This window comes from Pseudomonas sp. GZD-209 (assembly GCF_049310485.1).
Taxonomy (GTDB): Bacteria; Pseudomonadota; Gammaproteobacteria; order Pseudomonadales; family Pseudomonadaceae; genus Aquipseudomonas; species Aquipseudomonas sichuanensis.
Map to the genome: position 1 here is coordinate 1 of NZ_JBMOWQ010000103.1, position 17,453 is coordinate 17,453.

17 protein-coding genes are annotated in these 17,453 nt (G+C 63.5%); 11 read left to right on the forward strand and 6 right to left on the reverse strand.

Annotated features, from left to right (window positions below):
• Positions 1-113: 113 nt before the first annotated feature.
• Complete coding sequence (yaaA, locus tag ACO6VM_RS13100) at positions 114-893, reverse strand: peroxide stress protein YaaA (RefSeq protein ID WP_401058618.1); 780 nt, start codon at positions 891-893, stop codon at positions 114-116.
• 149 nt (positions 894-1,042) lie between these two features.
• On the opposite strand from yaaA, the gene ACO6VM_RS13105 reads away from it, so the two are divergent.
• From ACO6VM_RS13105 to ACO6VM_RS13130, 6 genes are all read left to right on the forward strand, one after another.
• Entirely contained in the window at positions 1,043-2,161 is a 1,119-nt protein-coding gene (locus tag ACO6VM_RS13105) for a polysaccharide deacetylase family protein (RefSeq protein ID WP_401058690.1), read from the forward strand.
• A gap of 647 nt (positions 2,162-2,808) precedes the next feature.
• Positions 2,809-4,203, forward strand: a complete 1,395-nt coding sequence (locus ACO6VM_RS13110; RefSeq protein WP_110991660.1) for a PhoH family protein — start codon at positions 2,809-2,811, stop codon at positions 4,201-4,203.
• 116 nt (positions 4,204-4,319) lie between these two features.
• Positions 4,320-4,790 (forward strand): cyclic pyranopterin monophosphate synthase MoaC, encoded by a 471-nt coding sequence (gene moaC / locus ACO6VM_RS13115; RefSeq protein ID WP_110991659.1) that lies wholly within the window; start codon positions 4,320-4,322, stop codon positions 4,788-4,790.
• On the forward strand, positions 4,790-5,035 hold the full coding sequence (locus tag ACO6VM_RS13120; RefSeq protein ID WP_401058620.1) for a MoaD/ThiS family protein: 246 nt from the start codon (positions 4,790-4,792) through the stop codon (positions 5,033-5,035). Before moaC ends, ACO6VM_RS13120 begins: the two co-directional genes overlap by 1 nt.
• A 2-nt stretch (positions 5,036-5,037) precedes the next feature.
• Positions 5,038-5,484, forward strand: a complete 447-nt coding sequence (moaE, locus tag ACO6VM_RS13125; RefSeq protein WP_110991657.1) for a molybdopterin synthase catalytic subunit MoaE — start codon at positions 5,038-5,040, stop codon at positions 5,482-5,484.
• Between the two features lie 166 nt (positions 5,485-5,650).
• Positions 5,651-6,427 (forward strand): ABC transporter substrate-binding protein, encoded by a 777-nt coding sequence (locus ACO6VM_RS13130; RefSeq protein WP_125857518.1) that lies wholly within the window; start codon positions 5,651-5,653, stop codon positions 6,425-6,427.
• A 29-nt stretch (positions 6,428-6,456) separates the two neighbouring features.
• Here ACO6VM_RS13130 and ACO6VM_RS13135 read toward each other — a convergent pair whose 3' ends face one another.
• From ACO6VM_RS13135 to ACO6VM_RS13150, 4 genes are all read right to left on the reverse strand, one after another.
• Positions 6,457-7,083 carry a helix-turn-helix transcriptional regulator gene (locus ACO6VM_RS13135; RefSeq protein WP_401058622.1) on the reverse strand — a complete coding sequence of 209 codons (627 nt, stop codon included), beginning with the start codon at positions 7,081-7,083 and terminating at the stop codon, positions 6,457-6,459.
• Between the two features lie 89 nt (positions 7,084-7,172).
• A complete protein-coding gene (locus tag ACO6VM_RS13140) occupies positions 7,173-8,123 on the reverse strand; it encodes an ornithine cyclodeaminase family protein (protein ID WP_422403402.1) in 951 nt (316 codons plus the stop codon).
• Positions 8,124-8,352: 229 nt separating this feature from the next.
• Entirely contained in the window at positions 8,353-9,816 is a 1,464-nt protein-coding gene (gene rhlB, locus ACO6VM_RS13145; RefSeq protein ID WP_422403403.1) for an ATP-dependent RNA helicase RhlB, read from the reverse strand.
• 92 nt (positions 9,817-9,908) lie between these two features.
• Complete coding sequence (locus ACO6VM_RS13150) at positions 9,909-10,565, reverse strand: alpha/beta hydrolase (protein ID WP_153788256.1); 657 nt, start codon at positions 10,563-10,565, stop codon at positions 9,909-9,911.
• A 336-nt stretch (positions 10,566-10,901) separates the two neighbouring features.
• On the opposite strand from ACO6VM_RS13150, the gene ACO6VM_RS13155 reads away from it, so the two are divergent.
• The 4 genes from ACO6VM_RS13155 to ACO6VM_RS13170 all read left to right on the forward strand — a co-directional run bounded on the left by ACO6VM_RS13155 (position 10,902) and on the right by ACO6VM_RS13170 (position 15,059).
• Positions 10,902-11,930, forward strand: a complete 1,029-nt coding sequence (locus tag ACO6VM_RS13155; protein ID WP_401058628.1) for an amino acid ABC transporter substrate-binding protein — start codon at positions 10,902-10,904, stop codon at positions 11,928-11,930.
• A 67-nt stretch (positions 11,931-11,997) separates the two neighbouring features.
• Positions 11,998-13,176 carry an amino acid ABC transporter permease gene (locus tag ACO6VM_RS13160; protein ID WP_422403404.1) on the forward strand — a complete coding sequence of 393 codons (1,179 nt, stop codon included), beginning with the start codon at positions 11,998-12,000 and terminating at the stop codon, positions 13,174-13,176.
• Positions 13,177-13,186: 10 nt separating this feature from the next.
• On the forward strand, positions 13,187-14,284 hold the full coding sequence (locus ACO6VM_RS13165) for an amino acid ABC transporter permease (protein WP_401058630.1): 1,098 nt from the start codon (positions 13,187-13,189) through the stop codon (positions 14,282-14,284).
• Between the two features lie 10 nt (positions 14,285-14,294).
• Positions 14,295-15,059 (forward strand): amino acid ABC transporter ATP-binding protein, encoded by a 765-nt coding sequence (locus ACO6VM_RS13170; protein WP_110991649.1) that lies wholly within the window; start codon positions 14,295-14,297, stop codon positions 15,057-15,059.
• Between the two features lie 124 nt (positions 15,060-15,183).
• Here ACO6VM_RS13170 and algW read toward each other — a convergent pair whose 3' ends face one another.
• Positions 15,184-16,344, reverse strand: coding sequence for a Do family serine endopeptidase AlgW (gene algW, locus ACO6VM_RS13175; RefSeq protein ID WP_401058631.1), 1,161 nt, complete (start codon positions 16,342-16,344; stop codon positions 15,184-15,186).
• A 280-nt stretch (positions 16,345-16,624) separates the two neighbouring features.
• Between algW and ACO6VM_RS13180 the strand changes: the two genes are divergently transcribed.
• Complete coding sequence (locus ACO6VM_RS13180) at positions 16,625-17,383, forward strand: Nif3-like dinuclear metal center hexameric protein (protein ID WP_153788249.1); 759 nt, start codon at positions 16,625-16,627, stop codon at positions 17,381-17,383.
• Positions 17,384-17,453: the final 70 nt, after the last annotated feature.

The window sequence follows — 17,453 nt, forward strand, 5'->3', positions numbered from 1 at the left end:
AAAATTCGTCAAAAAAGTACGAACGGTCTTATGGCGTTTTGCGATAAAGGTATGGGTGGTGGTTTTTTGGCGTCTGAAAAATGGCTTTTCAGGGCTTGCCCCGCGATGAATAATCAGCCTTCGGCGTGATCGCGCAGGAACACCAGGTGATCGGGCTTGGACTGCTCGGCGCTGTAGTAGTAGCCCTGCACATCGAAGCGCTTGAGCTGCTCGGGGTCGTTGATGCGCTGCTCGATCACGAAGCGGCTCATCATGCCGCGGGCCTTCTTGGCATAGAAGCTGATGATCTTGTACTGGCCGTTCTTCAGGTCCTTGAAGTCGACATTGATCACCCGCGCCTTCAAGGCGCTCTTCTTCACCGCGCTGAAGTACTCGTTGCTGGCCAGGTTGAGCAGCACGTCGTCACCCTGTTCGGCCAGGGCCTGGTTCAGCCACTCGCTGATGCGCGTGCCCCAGAAGGCATACAGGTCCTTGCCGCGGGCATTGGCCAGCTTGGTGCCCATTTCCAGGCGGTAGGGCTGCATCAGGTCCAGCGGGCGCAGCAGGCCGTACAGGCCGGAGAGCATGCGCAGGTGCTCCTGGGCATAGCTGAAGTCGTCTTCGCCGAGGCTTTCGGCGTCCAGGCCGGTGTACACGTCACCCTTGAACGCCAGCAGCGCCTGCTTGGCGTTGGCCGGGGTGAAATCCGGGGTCCAGCTGCCGAAGCGTGCGGCATTGAGGCCGGCGAGCTTGTCGGAGAGGTGCATCAGTTCGCTGATCTGTGCCGGCGACAGCTCGCGCAACTGCATGATCAACGCCTGGGAGTCGTCCAGGTACTGGGGCAAGGTGTGGCGCTGGGTTACCGGCGGGGTGTCGTAGTCGAGGGTCTTGGCGGGGGAAATCACCGTCAGCATCGGGTCGGCTCCTGGAATCAATGGGCGGATTCTACGGGGCTGGCGGGGTAACGCCAAACTATGGCGACGATAGCCAGGGCACATGGCCACGGAGTTTCGCCGGGCGTCGCGCTATAGTGCGCGGCATGCCTTCATGGAGACCGTTCATCGTGCGTATCGCTTTTGCCCTGCTGGCCGGGCTGCTGAGCCTGGGCGTGCAGGCCGCCCCTGCAGATTTCGTCAGCTTCGAGCGCAGCCTGTGGCCCGAAAAACTCGACAGCCCGGCGTTGTTCGACGTGGCCTCGCGCGCCGAGATCCTTTCGTTTGCCCGGGTGCTGCAGGAAAGCGAGATGCTCGATGAGCCGGCGCTGGCGGAGCGCCTGGGCTTGCGCAAGGTCAACCTGCCGGTGATCCGTGCGCTGCGGGCGCGCATGTGGCAGCGGCTGTGGACCAATTATCAGCAGGCGCAGCAGAGTTGCGAGCAGGATGCGTCGTTTTGCTATCCGCTGGAGTCAATGGCTGATTTGCGCACTAAGTCGGCTACATTCGCCGCAGAAGTCGGCAAGTTCTACGCAACTTGGATCGAGCCCAGCCACCAGTTCCACACCCGCTACCTGGACGAGCTGCTGCGCAAGGCGGCGGTGTTTCCGCAGACTTCCAGCGAGGTGGAAAAGCTGTCCGCGCGCGAGCGAAACGGCGATGAGCTCAACGATCGCGTGTTCCTCCTGAGCTTCGTCGGCGGCCCCGGCCCTGTGGGCGGCAACACCGATGGCCTGGCCGACTATCTGCGCCGGCAGAAGCTCGACGGCATCTTCTTCGTGCTGGGCAATCGGCTGCAGCAGCGGCGTGACAGTGGGGCGCTGGCCGGGCTGTATGCGGGCCAGTGCGTGGGCATTCAGGGCTGGGAGTACCGCTCCCATGCCCAGTGGCAGGGCTGGCAGGACTCGTTGCGGCGTAGCCAGGCGCGGGTTCAGGCGGACCTGCCAGCGCAGTATGTGCCGTTGTTCCGCCCGCCCTACGGGCAGCGGCGTGGGGATGGCGAGGCGTTCATGGCCAGCCAGCGGTTGCGGGTGTCGTTGTGGGATATCGATGCTCAGGATGATGGGCCGCTGACTGCCGAGGCTTCGGCGCAGCGGGTGATGACCCTGATGCTGCTGTGGCGCAAGGGGGTGATCCAGTTCCGTGACCACCTGCCCAAGGCGCAGCCGGCGCTGGAGTGGCTGTTGCAGCACACGGCGCAGAGCGGGATTGGTTGGGAGGGGTGTCGGGAGTATGGGGTGGGGGAGTAGGTTTGGCTGTTGATTGCGTGATGGCGGCTAGGTGTGGGGCGGTGGATTTGCAGCGCCTATGAGATCGAGCGCCGCCCGCGCGGCGCATCGCGGGACAAGCCCGCTCCCACATTTGTTTCGGGCCAGTCTGTCCTGTGCCATTACCTGGTCCGCCTTGTTGGTACGACGCGGTATCAAGGTTGGCACTGCTGGCGTCTCGCCTGACTTGAGGCATGCACCAAGGCGGGCAGCGGTACCCTCACAGACATAATTGGCCCGAAACAAATGTGGGAGCGGGCTTGTCCCGCGATGCGCCGCGCGGGCGGCGCTCGATCTGATAGGCGCTGCAATATCCGAACGGATCATCAAAAAATCCAGCTAAAACACGGCATTTGATCTCTGAGCGTAGTCCCACCCAACCCCCACGCCAAGCCCTGTTCGTCAATCGGAAAAATAAACTTCATCTGTGCGTAAAAAGACTTTTTACCGTCATCGTTTTTGCGGTATCAAGGAACCAGACAGCCGAAACCTGCAGCACAGGTGGCGTCATCCACGCCAGCCTTGCCAGGTGAAATCCCCGCCCGTAACAACGCGGATACGGGGGAAACGGCAGTCACTTTGCGGCGCAGCCGTATGCGCCGTGTGGCTTTCACATAAGGTGACCGAGTATGGATGACCAAGGACGCAACCCTTCCTCCAACCAGCCAATCCTGTATGTGCTCGATACCAACGTCCTGATTCACGACCCTAACGCCCTGCTCAACTTCGAGGAGCACCACGTCGCCTTGCCGATGACGGTGCTGGAGGAACTCGACAAGCTCAAGACCGGTAAACACACCATCGCCGCCGAATGTCGCCAGGCCATCCGCCTGATCGACCAGACCCTGGGCGACGCCTCGCCCAGCGATGTCGAGAAGGGTGTCCCGATCCAGCGCGGCAAGAGCGGGCCCAAGGGCTTCCTGTCCATCCTCATGAGCACGCGCAACGAGCCGAACCGCCTGCTCCCCGAGAACCTTGCCGACAACATCATCATCAACCAGTTGCTGGACCTGCGCGCCAAGCGCCCGGACCTGGACGTGGTGCTGGTCACCAAAGACATCAACATGCGCCTGAAGGCGCGCGCCTGCGGGATTGCCGCCGAGGACTACAGCACCGATCAGCTGGTCGACGACGTGTCCTTGCTGTCCAAGGGCTACCACTCGGTCACCGGTTCCTTCTGGGACCGGGTCAGCAAGGTCGACACCCGTCAGGAGCGGGGCCGCACCTGGCACCGGGTACAGATGATCGACAACCTGCCGGCTGTGCACATCAACGAGTTCATCATCGATGAGCAGGGCTTCGTCGGCTGGGTCAAGGGCATCCGCGACAGCGAACTGCTGCTGCTCGACCTGCACCAGGAGCCGCTGCTGCACCAGGAGGCCTGGGGCCTGAAACCGCGCGACATCCACCAGAGCCTGGCGCTGTTCGCCTTGCTCGACCCGGATATCCACCTGGTCAACCTGACCGGCGCTGCCGGTTCCGGCAAGACCATCCTGGCACTGGCCGCGGCCATCGAGCAGACCATGGTCAGCAAGCGTTACCGGCGCATCATCGCCACACGCAGCGTGCAGGGGCTGGACCAGGAGATCGGCTTCCTGCCGGGCACCGAGGCGGAGAAGATGGAACCTTGGCTGGGCGCCATCACCGACAACCTCGAAGCCTTGCACATGGATGACGAGAGCACCCACGGCAGTGTCGAGTACATCCTCGAAAGGGTCCCGCTGCAGTTCAAGTCGATGAACTACATCCGCGGGCGCAGCTTCCAGCAGAGCCTGATCCTGATCGACGAGTGCCAGAACCTCACCCCGCACCAGATGAAAACCATCATCACCCGTGCCGGTGCTGGTTCGAAGGTGGTCTGCCTGGGCAACCTGGCGCAGATCGACACCCCCTACCTGTCGGCCACCAGTTCCGGGCTGACCTACCTGACCGAACGCTTCAAGGACTTCCCCCACGGCGTGCACATCACCCTGCAGGGTGTGCCGCGCTCGGTACTGGCCGAGTACGCCGAGTCGCATCTGTAACACTTCACGGGGCAAGTCGTATCGGCATACCGCCGATGCGACTTGCCCCGCGATGCCCTCTGCTCAAACCTGACCCACGGGTTTACACTCTGCTTTCCCTTCACAGGAGCAGAGCTGTGCTGACTCATCTTGATTCCCAGGGGCGCGCCAACATGGTCGACGTCACTGAAAAAGCCGTGACCGCACGCGAGGCGCTGGCCGAGGCGCGGGTGCGCATGTTGCCGGCCACCTTGCGCATGATCGTCGATGGCGAACACCCCAAGGGTGACGTGTTCGCCGTGGCGCGTATCGCTGGCATCCAGGCGGCGAAGAAGACCAGTGACCTGATCCCGCTGTGCCACCCGTTGATGCTCACCAGCGTCAAGGTCGAGCTGGCGGCCGAGGGCGAGGACGTGGTGCACATCGTCGCGCGCTGCAAGCTGGCCGGGCAGACCGGGGTCGAGATGGAAGCGCTGACCGCGGCCAGTGTCGCCGCGTTGACTATCTACGACATGTGCAAGGCGGTGGACAAAGGCATGGTCATCGAGCAGGTGCGCCTGCTGGAGAAGACCGGCGGCAAGAGCGGCCACTACAAGGTGGAGGGGTGATGAAGGTCAAGGTCATGTATTTCGCCCGCTATCGCGAATTGCTGGGCGTCGATGTCGAGCGGGTGGAGGGCACCTTCAAGGTGCTGGACGATGTGCGCCAGGCCCTGGTGGCCAAGGGCGGGCAGTACACCGTGCTGGCCGAGCAGAACCTGATGTGCGCGCGCAACGAAGAGCTGTGCAGGCTCGACGAGCCGCTGGAGGAGGGCGACGAAGTCGCGTTCTTCCCGCCGGTGACCGGAGGCTGACCATGGCCGTACGTGTGCAGGAGGCGGCGTTCGACCCGGGGTTCGAGGTCAACGCCATGCACGCCGCCAACGTCGGCGTGGGTGCGGTGGTCGGCTTTGTCGGCTATGTGCGCGATTTCAACGATGGCCAGGACGTGGCGGGGATGTTCCTCGAACACTACCCGGGCATGACCGAGAAGGCCCTGGCCAAGATCGTGGTCGAGGCCGAGCAGCGCTGGCCGCTGCTCAAGGTCGAGGTGTTGCACCGCATCGGTGCCCTGGAACCGGGCGAACCGATCGTGTTCGTCGGGGTGGCCAGCGCACACCGCCAGGCGGCATTCGACGCCTGCAACTTCATCATGGATTACCTCAAGACCCGGGCGCCGTTCTGGAAGAAAGAACAGACCGGCGACGGCCCGCGCTGGGTCGAGGGCAAGCAGAGCGACGAGGACGCTGCCCGGCGCTGGTAAGCCAGCTTTTTCGGGGCGTGCATTTCGTCTCGGAGGTGGTTGAGTTTCAAGACACAAAAGTCCAGTATGGAATCATAAGTACAAAATGATTCCATACGGCCTTGCGGCCTTTGTCTTTACCTCTGTCTTGCACCACAACCTCCAATAATGAGCGAGCGAGATTCCGATGAAGAAAATCACCCTGATCAGTGGTCTGGCCCTGGGCCTGTTGGCCGGCAGCAACCTGTTCGCCGCCGAGCCGGTGCTGCGTATTGGCATCGAAGCCGCCTACCCGCCGTTTGCCTCGAAGAACGACAAGGGCGAAATCGTCGGTTTCGACTATGACATCGGCAACGCCCTGTGCGCGCAGCTCAAGGTCAAGTGCGTGTGGAACGAGGTCGAGTTCGACGGGCTGATCCCGTCGCTGAAGGTGAAGAAGATCGACGCCGCCCTGTCGTCGATGACCATCACCGACGAGCGCAAGAAGTCCGTGGACTTCACCCACAAGTACTACTTCACCTCGTCACGGCTGGTGATGAAGAAGGGCGCGGCGGTCGATGACCAGTACCAGAGCCTGGTCGGCAAGACCATCGGTGTGCAGCGCGCCACCACTACCGACCGCTACGCCACCGAAGTGCTCGAGCCCAAGGGCGTCAAGGTCAAGCGCTACAGCAACAACGAAGAGATCTACATGGACCTGGCATCGGGGCGGGTGGATGCGATCTTCGCCGACACCATCCCGCTGGATGACTTCCTGTCGATGCCGCGCGGCGCAGACTACGCCTTCGTCGGCCCGGAGCTGAAGGACCCGAAATACGTTGGCGAAGGTGCCGGTATTGCCGTGCGCAAGGGCAACGGCGAGTTGGTCAGCCAGCTCAACGGCGCCATCGACGCACTGCGGGCCAGTGGCGAGTACCAGAAGATCCAGGGCAAGTACTTCAAGTCGGACATCTACGGCGACTGAGCCGCCCTGGGTTCAAGGCCTGAGCGGTTTCAGGCCTTGAGCTCCTTCAGGTGCTTGTACACCGTCGCCCGCCCCATCCCCAGCACATTGGCCACGTAGTTGGCCGCACTCTTGCCTTTGAACGCGCCCTCGGCATGCAGGGCCAGCACCAGCTCGCGCTTGTGGTCGCGGTTGAGCACGCTCAGGCTCAGCTGGTGCTCGCGCAGCCAGCCATTGAGGAAGGTGTTGATACGTTCCTGCCAGTCGTCGCGGAACAGCGCATCGGGCTGGGGGATCAGCCGGCTCGGCGAAAGGAACAGGTCCAGCGCCGCCCGGGCGTTTTCGAACAGCGAGATATTCAGGTTGATGCACAGCACCGCCAGCGGCTTGCCTGCGCTGTCGCGCAGCACGGTGCTCAGCGAACGGATCTTCTGGCCGTCCCAGTTGAGCTTCTCGTAGGGGCCGATGTTGGTTTCGTCGGTGCCGGGCTCAAGCAGGTCTTCCAGGGCGGCATCGTCGCCGACCTCGCGTTTGGACAGGTTGTTGGCGATGTAGTCGATCTTCTGGCTGCGCAGGTCGTGCAGCACCACTTCGGCATGGGGGAAGAACAGGGTGGCGATCGCGTCGGCGATGGCCCGGTAGTTGTCCAGGGCCGGGTCGGGGCTAGGTGAAGGCATCGTGGCAGGCTCCATGGGGTATCAGCGCCCTTGTGCCAAGGGCGCTGGGAGTGTGCCGCAATCACGGCGGCGCGTCATCCGTGCGGGCCTCAGCTGGCCTGTTGCAGGCGATACAGGGCATTGGCCAGGGCGATGTCTTCCAGGCCAAGGCCAATGGAGCGGAAGAAGGCGGGGCGCTGGTAGCTCGGCACGGGCGCCTGGCCGCTGAGCAGTTGCGCAAGGTCGCCGATGATCGCCTCGGGCCGCCAGCCGGTCTGCTCGGCAGCGATCAGCATTTCTCCGGCGCTGCCTGGAGTGGTTACCCGGTAATCGCAGTACACATCCATATGCTGCAGGCTGGACGGGGGCACCTCATGGGCACGCACGGCATTGGTGCTGATCGAGGTGATCAGTGCCGGCTTGCTCAACTGGCCGGGGTCGATCACCGGGCCGGCCGAGGAGGTGCACAGCATGATCACGTCGGCATCGATCAGCGCCTGCTCCAGGCTGTCGGCCAGTTGCAGGCGATCGTCCAGGTCGGTCAGTTGCTGGCGTTGCGCGGCGCTTTGCTGGGCGAGGCTTGGCGAGAACAGGCGGATGTCCTGCCATTGGCGCAGGCCACGCACGTAGTGCAGGTGGGCACGGGCAATGGCGCCGCTGCCGATCACGGTCAGGCGCCGGGCCTGGGGCGGGGCCAGGGCGTCGACGGCCACGGCGGTGGTGGCGGCGGTGCGCGCGGTGGTCAGCTCGCCGGCGTCGCACAGCAGCAGCGGCTGGCCGCTGTCCATCGACATCAGCAGGGTCCAGGCCGTCACCAGTGGGCCCTGTTCGCGAACGATGTAAGGTGACGTCTTGATCCCGTAGACGCGCTCCTCGGCCAGCACCCCGCCATAGTTGATGAAGTCGCCGCGCCCGGCGGGAAACTCCACCAGTTGCTGAGGGGGCTGCACCGCTTCGCCTGCGGCCAGGTCGCGGAACAGCTTGCGCAGGATCTGCGGCACGTCCAACTGGCCGAGCAGGTGGCGGGCGTGTTGTTGATCGATGACGAGGGGCGTGGGCATGAACGGCTCCTGATAAACAATTTCGTCCATTATGGACTTTTTGTTCTATGGAGCAATATCGCGGGTACGGACAGTGCGGTCAAGCAAAGCAATTGGGGCCGCCCTGCGGCCCTTCGCGGGGCAAGCCCGCTCCCACAGGAATCGCGCAATGCTTGAGACATGCGTCGTACCTGTGGGGGCGGGCTTGACCCGCGAAGGGCTGCAGAGCAGCCCCAATAAGAGTGACGCCTCAGTGCCCTTTACGCGGCACAGGCTTGAGCAGCTCGTCCGGGGGCATCTCGCACTTGATCTTGCGCCCCAGCAGTTCCTCGATCGCCGGCAACTGGTAGGAGTCGTCCTCACCAGCGAAGCTGATCGACACGCCCTCGGCACCCGCGCGGCCAGTACGGCCAATGCGGTGCACGTAGTCGTCCGGGTCTTCCGGCAGGGTGAAGTTGATCACATGGCTGATGCCGTCGATGTGGATGCCACGGCCGGCCACATCGGTGGCCACCAGCACGGTGATGCGCCCTTCGCGGAAGTTTTCCAGGGTACGGATGCGCTTGTGCTGCGGCACGTCGCCGGAAAGCTGGGCGGCGTTGATGCCGTCGCGCACCAGTTTTTCCTCGATGCGCCGCACTTCGTCCTTGCGGTTGGCGAACACCATCACCCGTTCCCATTTGTGCTGGGTGACCAGGTTGTACAGCAGCTTGTACTTGTCGCTGCCGGCTACCGCGTAGACGTGCTGCTCGACGGTTTCGCTGGCGACGTTCTCCGGCTCGATCTCGACGATGGCCGGGTTGGTGGTCCACTGCTTGGCCAGGTTCATCACGTCTTCGGTGAAGGTGGCGGAGAACAGCAGGGTCTGGCGCTCGCTCTTCGGCGGGGTCTGGCGGATGATCTGCCGCACCTGGGGGATGAAGCCCATGTCGAGCATGCGGTCGGCTTCGTCCAGCACCATCACCTCGACCATGTCCAGGTGCACTTCGCCACGCTGCTGGAAGTCCAGCAGGCGGCCCGGAGTGGCCACCAGGATGTCGCAGTGGCGGGCTTCGAGGGCCTTGAGCTGCTTGTCGAAGTCCATGCCGCCGACGAAGCTCATCACGTTCAGGCCGCTGTACTTGGTCAGGGCCACGGCGTCCTTGGCGATCTGTACCACCAGCTCGCGGGTCGGGGCGATGATCAGCGCGCGCGGTTCGCCCATGTAGCGCTCTTTGGGCGGCGGGGTCTGCTGCAGCTGCGAGATGATCGAGATCAGGAACGCGGCGGTCTTGCCGGTGCCGGTCTGGGCCCGACCAATGGCGTCCTGGCCACGCAGGGTGTAGCCCAGTACTTCGGCCTGGATCGGCGTGCAATATGGGAAACCGAGGTCGTGGATGGCGTGCATCAGCTCGTTGGAGAGCTTGAAGTCGTGGAAGCGGGTCTTGCCCTCTTGCGGCTCGACCACGAAGTCTTCGGGCTTCCACAGGCTGGCCTGGGGTTTGGGCTTGCGCTCGCGCCGCGGCTTTGGCGTGGCGGACTGCTGCGTGGGGGCGGGCTCGGTGGCCGGCTGGTCGGCGGCGGCCGGCGCGGCTTTGGGCTTGGCGCTGGCGCGCGGCGCTGTATTTTCTGCGGCCGGTTGCGGTGCCGGCGCGGGCGGGGTCACGGCGACGGGCTCGGCGGCTGGCGGCGCGGCGTCTCCCTTGGCAAATATTTTCTTGAGTGCCTTGAGCACGATCATCTCGTCAATTGATTAAGGAATGTACGCCGGGCAGTGTAATGCAAGAATCGGGCGCGGCGTAGTGCAATGCTCGGGCGGCTACAGGCTCACTGCAACTGGCGGCTCAGCCAGTCGTGGATATCGTTCAGCTCGGCCACCGCTACCTCGTGTTCCATCGGGTATTCGTGCCATTGCGCGGCCACACCCCAGGTATTGAGGTATTCGAACGCCGTGCGGCCCATCGAGGGGATCACCACCGGGTCGTGCACGCCGTGCAGGCACAGCGCGGGCGTGCGCTGCTGGCAGGCGCTCAGTTGCTGGCTGTCGGTGAAGGTCGGGGCGTAGGTGGACAGGGCAATCACCCCGCCCAGGGCTTCCTGCCACTTTATATAGGCGGTGTGCAGCACCACGGCGCCACCCTGGGAAAAGCCCGCCAGGATGATCCGCGACAGGTTGATGCCCTTGGCCTGTTCGGCCTTGATCAGCGCGATGATCTGTGCGGCCGATTCCTCAAGCTGCGCTTCGTCGATGGCCCGTGCCGGGGTCATGGCCTTGATGTCGTACCAGCTGGGCATTTCATAGCCGCCGTTGATGGTCACCGGGCGGGTCGGGGCCTGGGGCATGACGAAGCGGGTGCTGAGCAGGCGCTCCTGGAGAAACTCGGCCACCGGTAGGAAGTCGTAACGGTCGGCCCCCAGGCCGTGCAACCAGATCACACAGGCGTCGGCGGTGTTCTGGGGTTCGAGAATCAGCGGGTTGGTCATGACTGCTCCGAAAAAGTGCGTGCGTACGTAATGAGTGCGTAAAAAGAAGGCGATGGAGGTTAATGCCAGAAAAAGATGTCGCAACTCTACAACTTTTCCTACTTGACGCCCGCTTAATCGCTTAAGCCTGCAACTGTGGTACGCCCTTTGCTATGACCTTGTCATGCGAAGGAGTGGGCCAGTCACGGTAACACCCCTCGTGTGGATATAAAGGCTGTCATAGAACAGCTCATTGCGCCAATTGACCCAAAAACAAGCCAACACGGGGTCGGATGCGCCTCATAAGGGTGCGGTGCAATTCCGGCTCGTACAACAAGAGCGATTTGGAGGTTGTTGATGAAGATGTTGAAATCCACCCTGGCAGTCCTGACCGCCGCCGCTGCGCTGGGCGCCACCAGCTTCGCCCAGGCCGGCGCCACCCTCGACGCGGTGCAGAAGAAGGGCTTCGTCCAGTGTGGCGTGAGCGATGGTCTCCCAGGTTTCTCGGTCCCTGACGCCAAAGGCAACATCGTCGGTATCGATGCCGATGTCTGCCGCGCCGTGGCCGCCGCCGTGTTCGGCGACGCCAAGAAGGTCAAGTTCAGCCAGCTCAACGCCAAGGAACGCTTCACTGCGCTGCAGTCCGGCGAAGTCGACGTGCTGTCGCGCAACACCACCTGGACCAGCTCGCGCGATGCCGGCATGGGCCTGGTGTTCGCCGGCGTAACCTACTACGACGGCATCGGCTTCCTGGTGAACAAGAAGCTCGGCGTTTCCAGCGCCAAGGAGCTCGACGGCGCCACCATCTGCATCCAGGCCGGTACCACCACCGAGCTGAACGTCTCCGACTACTTCCGCGCCAATGGCCTGAAGTACACCCCGATCACCTTCGACACCTCCGACGAGAGCGCCAAGTCGCTGGAGTCGGGCCGTTGCGACGTACTGACCTCCGACAAGTCGCAGCTCTACGCACAGCGCTCCAAGCTGGCCGCGCCGACCGAATACGTGGTACTGCCGGAAACCATCTCCAAGGAGCCGCTGGGCCCGGTGGTGCGCAAAGGCGACGAAGAGTGGTTCAGCATCGTCAAGTGGACCCTGTTCGCCATGCTCAATGCCGAAGAGATGGGCATCACCTCGAAGAACGTCGAGGCCGAAGCCAAGGCCACCAAGAACCCCGACGTCGCCCGTATGCTCGGCGCCGACGGCGAGTACGGCAAGGACCTGAAGCTGCCGAAGGACTGGGTGGTACAGATCGTCAAGCAGGTCGGCAACTACGGTGAAGTGTTCGAGAAGAACCTGGGCAAGGAAACCCCGCTGCAGATCGACCGCGGCCTGAACGCCCTGTGGAACAACGGCGGCATCCAGTACGCACCGCCAGTGCGCTGATGCCTGCACCCTGCGGCGGCATCCAGCCGCCGCAGGTCGTTCGACTCCCTTCTTTTCGGGGCACTTCATGCAAAATCAAATCGGCGCACGGAAAGGGTTTTCCCTTAGCGATCCACGTGTGCGCGCGTGGCTGTTCCAGATCGTCACGGTGGTCTTCGTGGCCGGCCTGGGCTGGTACCTGTTCCACAACACCCAGACCAACCTGCAGCACCGGGGCATCACCTCGGGCTTCGACTTCCTCGAGCGCAGTGCCGGCTTCGGCATTGCCCAGCACCTGATCCCCTATGTGGAATCGGACAGCTATGCCCGGGTGTTCGTCATCGGCCTGCTCAACACCCTGCTGGTGACCTTCATCGGCATCATCCTGGCGACGCTGCTGGGCTTCATCATCGGCGTGGCACGGCTGTCGCAGAACTGGATGATCAACAAGCTGGCGACGGTATACGTGGAAACCTTCCGCAACATCCCGCCGCTGCTGCAGATCCTGTTCTGGTACTTCGCGGTGTTCCTCACCCTTCCGGGGCCGCGGGGCAGCATCAATATCGACGACACCTTCTTCATCAGCAACCGTGGCCTGAACATGCCCGGTGCCTCGATGGCCGAGGGCTTCTGGCCGTTCGCGGCGGCGCTGGCGCTGGCAATCGTCGCCATCGTGCTGATGGTGCGCCATGTCAACAAGCGCTTCGACGAGACCGGCCAGCCGTTCCACAAGTTCTGGGTCGGCCTGCTGTTGCTGGTCGGCATCCCTGGCGTTTGCGCGCTGCTGTTCGGCAGCCCGGTGCACTGGGAAGTGCCGCAGCTCAAGGGCTTCAACTTCGTCGGTGGCTGGGTGCTGATCCCCGAGCTGCTGGCGTTGACCCTGGCGCTGACGATCTATACCGCAGCGTTCATCGCTGAAATCGTGCGCTCCGGCATTCGCTCGGTCAGCCATGGCCAGACCGAAGCGGCCCGCTCGCTCGGCCTGCGCGAAGGCCCGACGTTGCGCAAGGTGATCATCCCTCAGGCGCTGCGGGTGATCATTCCGCCGCTGACCAGCCAGTACCTGAACCTGGCGAAGAACTCGTCGCTGGCTGCCGGCATCGGCTACCCGGAGATGGTCTCGCTGTTCGCCGGTACCGTGCTCAACCAGACCGGCCAGGCCATCGAGGTGATCGCCATCACCATGAGCGTCTATCTCGCCATCAGCATCAGCATTTCGCTGTTGATGAACTGGTACAACAAGCGCATTGCGCTGATCGAACGGTGAGGGTACTTCCGTGACAGCTCATGTTTTCAAACCTGACATGCCGCCACCGGTGAAGACCATCGGCGTGCTCGCCTGGATGCGGGCCAACCTGTTCTCCAGCTGGCTGAACACCCTGCTGACGCTGTTCGCCCTGTACCTGGTGTGGCTGATCGTGCCGCCCTTGCTGCAATGGGCGTTCATCGATGCCAACTGGGTCGGCACCACCCGTGCCGACTGCACCAAGGACGGCGCCTGCTGGGTGTTCATCCAGCAGCGTTTCGGCCAGTTCATGTATGGCTACTACCCCAGCGAGCTGCGCTGGCGCGTCGACCTGACCGTCTGGCTCGCGGTGCTCGGCGCCGCACCGTTGTTCATCAAGCGCTTCCCCCGCAAGGCCGTGTACGGGCTGGGCTTCCTGGTGCTGTACCCGGTGCTGGCCTACACCCTGCTGCATGGCGGCTATCTGGGCCTGACCAACGTACCCACCAACCAGTGGGGCGGCCTGATGCTCACCCTGGTGATCGCCACGGTCGGCATCGTCGGCGCGCTGCCGCTGGGTATCCTGTTGGCCCTGGGGCGCCGTTCGAACATGCCGGCAGTTAAGGTGGTCTGTGTCACCTTCATCGAGTTCTGGCGCGGCGTGCCGCTGATCACCGTGCTGTTCATGTCCTCGGTGATGCTGCCGCTGTTCCTGCCCGAGGGCATGAGCTTCGACAAGCTGCTGCGGGCGATGATCGGCGTGATCCTGTTCCAGTCGGCGTACATCGCCGAGGTGGTACGCGGTGGTTTGCAGGCCATCCCCAAGGGCCAGTACGAAGCTGCCGCGGCCATGGGCCTGGGCTACTGGCGGGCGATGGGCCTGGTGATCCTGCCCCAGGCGCTCAAGCTGGTGATCCCCGGCATCGTCAACACCTTCATTGCCCTGTTCAAGGACACCAGCCTGGTGATCATCATCGGCCTGTTCGACCTGCTCAACAGCGTCAAGCAGGCGGCTGCCGACCCTGCCTGGCTGGGCATGGCGACCGAGGGCTACGTGTTCGCCGCCCTGGTGTTCTGGATTTTCTGTTTCGGTATGTCCCGCTACTCCATGCACCTGGAGCGCAAGCTGGACACTGGCCACAAGCGTTAGGAGTTTCAAAATGAGTGAAGCGATCAAGCAGCCTGCCGGCCCCGAAGGCATCATCCAGATGCAGGGCGTGAACAAGTGGTACGGCCAGTTCCATGTGCTCAAGGACATCAACCTGAACGTGCGCCAGGGTGAGCGCATCGTGTTGTGCGGGCCGTCCGGCTCGGGCAAGTCGACCACCATCCGCTGCCTCAACCGCCTGGAAGAGCACCAGCAGGGGCGCATTGTCGTCGACGGTGTGGAGCTGACCAACGACCTCAAGCAGATCGAGGCGATCCGCCGCGAGGTGGGCATGGTGTTCCAGCACTTCAACCTGTTCCCGCACCTGAGCATCCTCGAGAACTGCACCCTGGCGCCCATGTGGGTGCGCAAGATGCCACGGCGCAAGGCCGAGGAAATCGCCATGCACTTCCTGGAGCGCGTACGTATTCCAGAGCAGGCGCACAAGTACCCGGGGCAGTTGTCCGGTGGTCAGCAGCAGCGCGTGGCGATTGCCCGGGCGCTGTGCATGAAGCCGAAGATCATGCTGTTCGACGAACCGACATCGGCGCTCGACCCGGAGATGGTGAAGGAAGTGCTCGACACCATGGTCAGCCTGGCCGAGGACGGCATGACCATGCTCTGCGTGACCCACGAGATGGGCTTTGCCCGCACCGTGGCGAACCGGGTGATCTTCATGGACAAGGGCGAGATCGTCGAGCAGGCGGCACCGGACGAGTTCTTCGACCGGCCGCGCAGTGACCGGACCAAGTTGTTCCTGAGCCAGATCTTGCATTGATGCAGTAACGCGTGGGAGCGGCGGTGCGCCGATGCGACTTGCCCCGCGATGGCATCAGCGGGCACAACGCCATTGCCTGACATGCGCTATCGCGGGGCAAGCCCGCTCCCACGAGGTGTCAGCGTTAGTTTTCTTCCTTCGTGGCCACCGGCGCCGGTGGTGGCCGCAGTCCCACCTCGGCGATCAGCTTCAGCTGCTGACCATTGCGCACCACTTCGATGGTGATCTTATCGGTAGGCTTGATCCGCGCCACCTGGTTCATCGACTTGCGGCCATCGCCGGCCGGCTCGCCGTTGATGCTGAGGATCACATCCCCCAACTGCAGCCCCGCACGTGCCGCCGGGCCATCGCGGAAAATCCCCGCCACGACGATGCCCGGGCGCCCCTGCATGCCGAACGACTCGGCCAGCTCCTGGCTCAGCGGCTGCACTTCGATGCCCAGCCAGCCACGGATCACCTGGCCGTGCTCGACGATCGATTTCATCACCTCCAGTGCCAGCTTGACCGGAATGGCGAAGCCGATGCCTTGCGAGCCGCCGGACTTGGAGAAGATTGCCGTGTTGATGCCCACCAGGTTGCCGTTGGCATCGACCAGCGCGCCGCCGGAGTTGCCCGGGTTGATCGCCGCGTCGGTCTGGATGAAATCTTCGTAGTTGTTCAGGCCCAGCTGGTTGCGGCCGGTGGCGCTGATGATGCCCATGGTCACAGTCTGGCCGACGCCGAAGGGGTTGCCGATGGCCAGGGTGACGTCGCCGATGTGGATGTTGTCCGAGCGGCCGATGGTGATCGCCGGCAGGTTCTTGAGGTCGATCTTCAGTACCGCGAGGTCGGTTTCCGGGTCACTGCCGATGACCCGGGCCAGGGTTTCGCGGCCATCCTTGAGCGCCACGACGATCTGGTCGGCACCACTGGTGACGTGGTTGTTGGTCAGCAGGTAGCCCTCGGGGCTCATGATCACCGCCGAACCCAGGCTCGATTCCCAGCGCCGCTGCTTGGGCAGGTTGTCGCCGAAGAAGCGCCGGAACTGCGGGTCTTCGAACAGCGGGTGGGCGCTCTTGTTGACCACCTTGGTGGTGTACAGGTTGACCACCGCCGGGGCGGCCAGGGTCACGGCATCGGCATAGGAGACCGGGCCCTGCATGATCCGGGTAGTCTGCGGGGCCTGCTGCAGGTTGACGTCCTGGCTGGGCAGGCCGACCCATTGCGGGAAGCGCTGGATGACCAGCATGGCGATCAGTACGCCGGTGAGCAGGGGCCAGCCGAAATAACGCAGAGCCTTGAGCATGAATCAATCCTGGGAGTAGGGCGGGGGCCACATCGGTGCGGCCCAGGGTGCGAGCGCGCGCGATCATACACGTGAAAAAGTCGATCGGCGACGGCTGCCTCATCGCGGAGCAAGCCCGCTCCCACGCCAGATATTGAAGGCGTGGGAGCGGGCTTGCCCCGCGATGGGGTAGTCCCCCAAGCACTTGCCGCCGGTTTCCCCTGCGCCGGCAACGGCCCATAATGGCGGCCATTATAGGGCTTCGTGCCCTGGTGCAACGCCGAATTCGAGGAGATTTTTCATGGCCGTCGCCCTCAATACCCTGGTCGAGGAAGCCGAGCGCTACCTGGCCAGTGCAAAAATCCAGGATTACTGCCCTAACGGTCTGCAGGTCGAGGGCCGCCCGCAGGTCAGCCGCATCGTCACGGGGGTCACCGCCAGCCAGGCATTGCTCGATGCCGCCGTCGAGGCCGAGGCCGACCTGGTGCTGGTCCACCACGGTTACTTCTGGAAGGGTGAAAACCCTTGCATCACCGGCATGAAGCAGCGCCGCCTGAAGACCTTGCTCAAGCACGACATCAGCCTGCTGGCCTACCACCTGCCGCTGGACCTGCACCCCGAAGTGGGCAACAACGTGCAGTTGGCGCGCCAGCTGGACATCACCGTCGAAGGCCCGCTGGACCCGAACAACCCCAAGGTGGTGGGCCTGGTCGGCTCGTTGGCCGAGCCGCTGTCGGCGCGTGATTTCGCCCGCCGGGTGCAGGAGGTCATGGGCCGTGAGCCGTTGGTGATCGAGGGCGAGCAGATGATCCGCCGGGTCGGCTGGTGCACCGGCGGCGGTCAGGGCTATATCGATACCGCCATCGCTGCGGGGGTGGACCTGTTCATCAGTGGCGAGGCGTCCGAGCAGACCTTCCACAGTGCCCGGGAGAACGGCATCAGTTTCATCGCCGCTGGGCACCATGCCACCGAGCGTTATGGCGTACAGGCGTTGGGTGATTACCTGGCACGGCGGTTTGCCCTGGAGCACCTGTTCATCGATTGCCCGAACCCGATCTGATGGCCCTTTCGCGGGGGGAGAACACCCCCCCCACCCGGGGTTGGGGGGGGGTTTCCCCCGCTGTCTTTTT

Excerpts from the sequence above, each read along its gene's own strand:
- yaaA (WP_401058618.1), bottom strand. The coding sequence starts at position 893 with ATGCTGACGGTGATTTCCCCCGCCAAGACCCTCGACTACGACACCCCG.
- ACO6VM_RS13110 (WP_110991660.1), top strand. The coding sequence starts at position 2,809 with ATGGATGACCAAGGACGCAACCCTTCCTCCAACCAGCCAATCCTGTAT.
- ACO6VM_RS13120 (WP_401058620.1), top strand. The coding sequence starts at position 4,790 with ATGAAGGTCAAGGTCATGTATTTCGCCCGCTATCGCGAATTGCTGGGC.
- moaE (WP_110991657.1), top strand. The coding sequence starts at position 5,038 with ATGGCCGTACGTGTGCAGGAGGCGGCGTTCGACCCGGGGTTCGAGGTC.
- ACO6VM_RS13130 (WP_125857518.1), top strand. The coding sequence starts at position 5,651 with ATGAAGAAAATCACCCTGATCAGTGGTCTGGCCCTGGGCCTGTTGGCC.
- ACO6VM_RS13135 (WP_401058622.1), bottom strand. The coding sequence starts at position 7,083 with ATGCCTTCACCTAGCCCCGACCCGGCCCTGGACAACTACCGGGCCATC.
- ACO6VM_RS13140 (WP_422403402.1), bottom strand. The coding sequence starts at position 8,123 with ATGCCCACGCCCCTCGTCATCGATCAACAACACGCCCGCCACCTGCTC.
- ACO6VM_RS13150 (WP_153788256.1), bottom strand. The coding sequence starts at position 10,565 with ATGACCAACCCGCTGATTCTCGAACCCCAGAACACCGCCGACGCCTGT.
- ACO6VM_RS13155 (WP_401058628.1), top strand. The coding sequence starts at position 10,902 with ATGAAGATGTTGAAATCCACCCTGGCAGTCCTGACCGCCGCCGCTGCG.
- ACO6VM_RS13160 (WP_422403404.1), top strand. The coding sequence starts at position 11,998 with ATGCAAAATCAAATCGGCGCACGGAAAGGGTTTTCCCTTAGCGATCCA.
- ACO6VM_RS13170 (WP_110991649.1), top strand. The coding sequence starts at position 14,295 with ATGAGTGAAGCGATCAAGCAGCCTGCCGGCCCCGAAGGCATCATCCAG.
- algW (WP_401058631.1), bottom strand. The coding sequence starts at position 16,344 with ATGCTCAAGGCTCTGCGTTATTTCGGCTGGCCCCTGCTCACCGGCGTA.
- ACO6VM_RS13180 (WP_153788249.1), top strand. The coding sequence starts at position 16,625 with ATGGCCGTCGCCCTCAATACCCTGGTCGAGGAAGCCGAGCGCTACCTG.